Source organism: uncultured Cyclobacterium sp. (assembly GCF_963976465.1).
In the GTDB taxonomy this organism is placed as follows: domain Bacteria; phylum Bacteroidota; class Bacteroidia; order Cytophagales; family Cyclobacteriaceae; genus Cyclobacterium.
In genome coordinates this window covers 1-5,341 of sequence record NZ_CAXBOC010000412.1, presented here as the reverse complement: position 1 = coordinate 5,341, position 5,341 = coordinate 1, and the positions used below count along the sequence as shown (strand labels likewise).

Genomic DNA, 5,341 nt, shown 5'->3' with positions numbered 1-5,341 from the left:
TGGGAATTGATGTTGCCAGCCAATGATCCTGATTTTCCTTGGACCATGTATTTGGGAGGATTACTTTGTATTAGTATCTTTTACAATGCAACCAATCAGTTTATCGTCCAAAGAACTCTGGCGGCAAAAAATGAATGGCATGCCCGTATGGGGGTGATTTTCGCCGATTATCTTAAGTTTTTAATTCCCCTTTTGATCATTATACCTGCCATCGTAGCACCCAAAATTTTCCCTGACCTTGAAAAACCAGACTTGCTCTTTTCCATGCTGGTTGAGCACTTGCTTCCTACAGGTTTGGTAGGGCTGGTGATGGCAGGACTAATAGCGGCGATCATGTCGCACTTGTCAGGAGCCATAAACTCTTGTACAACCATCTTGACAATTGATGTTTACCTGCCTTATTTTCGGCCAAATGCTTCTGAAGCATCCTCTGTACGATTTGGGAGAATTACAGGCGTTTTGGTAATTCTAATTGGAATATTATGTACCGGTATTCTTGTGTATTATTCCGAAAAACCCATATTTATTTACCTTCTAAATGCCTACGGCCTGTTTACCCCTGGGATCGCGACCATGTTTTTGATGGGGATATTCTGGAAAGGAACTACCCATGCAGGGGCATTAACGGCAGGCTTGCTGGCCATTCCTTTGTCATTACTGGTAGAGTTTTTCTTTCCGGAGATGCCATTTTTTAATAGAACAGGAATTGTTTTTTGGACCTGTATGCTACTGTGCGTCCTCGTCAGTTTGGTCACCCAAAGAAAAAGTGAAGCAGAATTGGAAGGTTTGATCTGGACCAAAGAAAGCCTTTCTCTACCGAAAAGTGAAAGAGAGCAGCAGAAAGGCTGGAGAAACCCATTGATCTGGTGGGCCATTGTAATGGCTATGGTTTTGTATTTCTACATCAAATATGCTTAGTGCTGTTTCTTGATATTTTATAAAACAAAAAAACTACACCATATTATAGAAGAACCATTGCATATTATTGCTTTTTGCGCTTGATAAAGGGTTGGTTTTTGAAAGGGTCCGGCTTTGTTTTAATTGGTTTCCTGCATTTAGGTCAGTTGGTAATAATGTGCGCTTCATTTCCAGTGAAAAGTATTTATCATAAGTGAAGGAAAGTTGAAGGGCTGATTACTGAATCTCCAATGTTCGTTTTGTTTATCGTTCATTTACATTAATTTCCATTTATAAAAATCTGTTTTGCAAATAGTAAATTCTTTAATAAATTTATCAAAACCCACATTTTACAGATTTTATTAATCCCTCATTTTTCGCCCTTGATTTGGTGTTGATAATCACGTCAGCTATGAATAGATAAAAAGTGAATAATGAATTTCCAGGGGTGTAAATTATGGTTTTTTTACTAGGGTTGATTACTACTTTCCTTTAAAGCAAAAAGATTAAATAAATAAAAATTTTAACATGCGAACAAAGAAATTGAGTTTTCCGGTGATTAAAGGCTTTTATAACCATCAACGTATCACCGTTTTTGTATTAGGCTTTGCCCTATTGCTTTATGCTTGTCAGCCAAAGTCCACCAATGAGGATAGGTCCCTTGAAAATGCATTGTCTACTTTTGTTTTAGAGGATGACTTTCAAATTGAACTGATTGCCGGGGAGCCACTTGTGGCAGACCCTGTGGATATGGTAATAGACGAACAAGGTAGGATGTTCGTAGTCGAAATGCATGGCTATCCATTAGACCTCAGTGGCTCCGGAAAAGTGAAACGCTTGTCTGATACTGATGGGGATGGAATTATGGATGAAAGTGTCATTTTTGCAGATAATCTGGTGGTCCCTACCGGGATCATGCGCTGGAAAAAAGGAGTTATTGTTACCGATCCACCAAATGTTTACTATTTGGAAGACAGCGATGATGATGGAAAAGCAGATATCAGGCAAACCCTATTAACGGGGTTTGCACTTTCTAACCCTCAACACAATGTAAACAGTCCAAAACTGGCCCTTGACAATTGGATTTATCTGGGACATGAACCTGCGGTAACCACCACCATATATGAGGACTTACTAGGGGATAAAGGAACAGATGTATTTTATCCTGATAAACCGGATATTAATAGGCTGCCCCAAAATGCAGGGGGTAGAAGTATTCGGTTTAAACCGGACACCTATGATTTGGAATTGCTAAGTAGTCGTACCCAATTTGGTCATACTGCAGATGCTTTTGGTCACAGGTTTTTAGTGAACAATAGCAACCATATAATACAGGAGGTATTAACCGCAGATTACTTAGATAGAAATCCTCATTTGGTAATTACTGAGGTTACCCAATCTTCTTCTGATCATGGGAGTGGAGCAGAAGTATTTCCTATAACTATCAATCCTCAGCACCAGTTATTGACAGATTTGGGTGTGATGACATCTGCATGTGGGCTTACAGCCTACTTGGGAGGGGCTTTTCCGGACAGGTATGAGAGGGCAACCTTCGTTTCAGAGCCGGTCAGTAATTTAGTTCATGTGGATTTTGTGAAAGATGATGGTACGGGTTTTAAAGCTTCAAGGGAGCATGAAGACAAGGAATTCTTGGCTTCGACAGATGCTTGGTTTCGACCGGTAAATGCCTATGTTGGACCTGATGGGGCATTGTATATAATTGATTATTATCGCCAGATTATAGAGCATCCTGAATGGATGGCCGAGGAAGTGGTGCAATCAGGGGCATTATACAATGGGACAGACCAAGGGAGGATTTATAGGATCACCCCTAAAGGGACTTCCCCTATTGATTGGTCAGACAAATTGACTTTGGCAACAGCTTCTCCTAAGGAGTTATTAAGTCATTTGTCTCATGAAAATGCTTGGTGGAGGATGAATTCCCAGCGCCTTATTGTGGATCAGAATCTTGAAAGTTTAGTGTCTGCCTTGAAAAAATTAGCAGTCTCAGGAGAAAGTCCCTTGGGCAGACTCCATGCTTTATGGACATTGCAGGGAATGGATGCTCTAGATCAAGAAACCCTTGCAAGTTCGTTTAAGGATCCGGTTGCCGGTGTACGAGAAAATGCAGTAAAATTATCAGAATTTTTCTTAATTGAATCATCTTATCTTGAATCACATTTACTATCCCTGAGAGATGATCCGGACCCTAAGGTAAGGTTTCAATTGATGCAAACCCTTGGGTATATTGAAAGTGAAAATGCCTTTCAGGTTAGGAAGGAGTTGTTGTTTAAGGATATTGACGACAAGTGGGTGCAATTGGCAGCGCTTTCAGCACCTTTTTCTCAAAGTAGCCGCTTGATTGACCCGGTCTTGGATCAATATACTGCTACTCCAGCTTATAATGGAATGGTTCAAAAACTAGCGGCTATGGTTGGCGCAAGTAGGGATGAAAAAGCCATTTTTAACATGGTGCAAAGAGCCACTCAAAAGAATGCAGGTAATGAATACAATTGGCAACCGGCACTTTTGCGAGGTTTGGCCCAAGGGATAAAAAGCAATAAAACAGAAGGTTCAAATCGTGCTACGGCAGATCTCTTGGCTTCAAGTGTTTTTGCACATCCTTCCATAGAATTGAAAGGTGCAGCCATCCAAGTACTAGAGGGTATTGGCTTAGACAATCTAAGTGGGAAAGAAGAAGCCCTGACCAAGGCAAAGGCAATTGCCATGAACAACTCATTGAGCGGGGAAGAAAGAAGTATTGGGATAAGATTTTTGTCCATGGTCAATATTTCTCAATTCCATGATATGCTTGTAAGTTTGGTTGACCCTAGTGAACCCCTACCTGTCCAATTAGCGGCTTTCCGTACTTTAAGTAAATCCGAAAACGATTCTTTTTCTCAATTGGTGCTCAAGCGATGGGATGGTTTTACCCCTGAACTTAGAGATGCCGCCATTAGTGCCATGATGACAAATGGAGAGCGAATTGCTGTTTTATTGACTGCTCTTGAAGATGGTGTTGTTCAAAAAGCAACTATAGGCTGGCGGAGAAGTGTTGGCTTGATGGCGAATAAAGATGAAGCGCTTAGATTGAGGGCTAGAGCCATTTTGAACCGAGCGGAAGGAGAGAGTGAGAAAATCATAGCCAATTACCAACCTGCTCTTGACCTTAATGGGAGCATTGCTGAAGGAGCAACTGTTTTTCAGAAGAATTGTGCGATTTGTCATCAAATGGGAGAAGAACTGGGTATGGCCTTTGGTCCCGATCTCTCTTCCCTTAAAAATAGACGTGGGGCAAGTATCATGAGTGATATTCTAAACCCCAATTTATCCATTGCAGATGGATATGATCTTTGGGAAGTAGAATTGCAAAGTGGAGAGTTGCTTCAAGGGCTTATTTCCTCTGAAACACCTACGGCCATTAACCTTAGAAATGCAGGTGGTATAGATAAGAGCATTGCTAGGACGAATATTAAATCTTTAAAATTAATTGAAATGTCTGCCATGCCTACGGGGCTTGAGCAAAGTATTTCACTTCAGGAAATGGCCGATTTATTGGCTTATATTCGAAAAGTAGAATAATGTAATTGAAATAAAATTACTTTTAAAAAGCTCAATTAACCGACGAAAATGAAAAATAAAGTCAAACCATTGGTACTGCTTCTGTGGGTTTTTTCAACCTTTCAGTTAAGTGGTGGAGCCACTCCAAAAGCTTTGAATGTAGCTTTGGAGAAAGTGAACAATACAACCTTTGCCGGAGATTTTAAAGCTGCGGTGGTCAAAGAAAATATTACACCGAAAGTTCCCAAACAATTATTGGGATATGGGGCCAGGTTATCGGAAGGGGTTCTGGATAGTATTTACCATCAAATTTTAATATTAGATGATGGTGATTCCAAATTTGCATTGGTCTCCACTGATATTTGTGTAATATCACCTGCCACCTATGATAAGGTGGCGGAATTGGTGGAGAAGAGGTTTGGGATTTCCAGTAATAATTTTTGGTGGTCAGTTACCCATACCCATTCAGCTCCTGAAGTAGGGGCGCCGGGCCTTCCTGAAGCATTTATGGGGGAACGTTACACCCATCCGATTGATACCAATTATACTGAACTTGTGACGACCAAACTATTGGCGGGAATTGAAAGAGGAATAAATGAATTGGCACCGGCTAGCCTAGGCGTAGGCTGGGGGCACTCAGCAGCCAATATCAACCGAAGAGCCAGAGACATTGATGACAAAGCCTTTTTGGGAATGAATCCTGACGGTGCGGTGGACAGGAAAATTGGGATTTTGAAAATTGTACATCAAGAGGACCATCGCTTAATGGCTACAGTGGCCAATTATGCCATTCATGGCACCGTGTTGGGTGGTGAGAACCTGCTTATTAGTGCGGATGTTCAAGGTGTAGTGTCAAAATATGTAGAAGAAAAAACTCAACCAG

General features: G+C 41.0%; 2 protein-coding genes and 1 pseudogene. All 3 read left to right on the top strand.

Annotated features, from left to right (window positions below):
* Positions 1-918 (top strand): annotated as a pseudogene (locus AAC037_RS19135) (sodium transporter); the annotation flags it as partial.
* A 507-nt stretch (positions 919-1,425) separates the two neighbouring features.
* Positions 1,426-4,479 carry a PVC-type heme-binding CxxCH protein gene (locus tag AAC037_RS19130; RefSeq protein ID WP_339904855.1) on the top strand — a complete coding sequence of 1,018 codons (3,054 nt, stop codon included), beginning with the start codon at positions 1,426-1,428 and terminating at the stop codon, positions 4,477-4,479.
* Positions 4,480-4,527: 48 nt separating this feature from the next.
* Positions 4,528-5,341, top strand: an 814-nt coding sequence (locus AAC037_RS19125; RefSeq protein WP_339904853.1) for a neutral/alkaline non-lysosomal ceramidase N-terminal domain-containing protein, incomplete at its 3' end; no start/stop codon positions are given.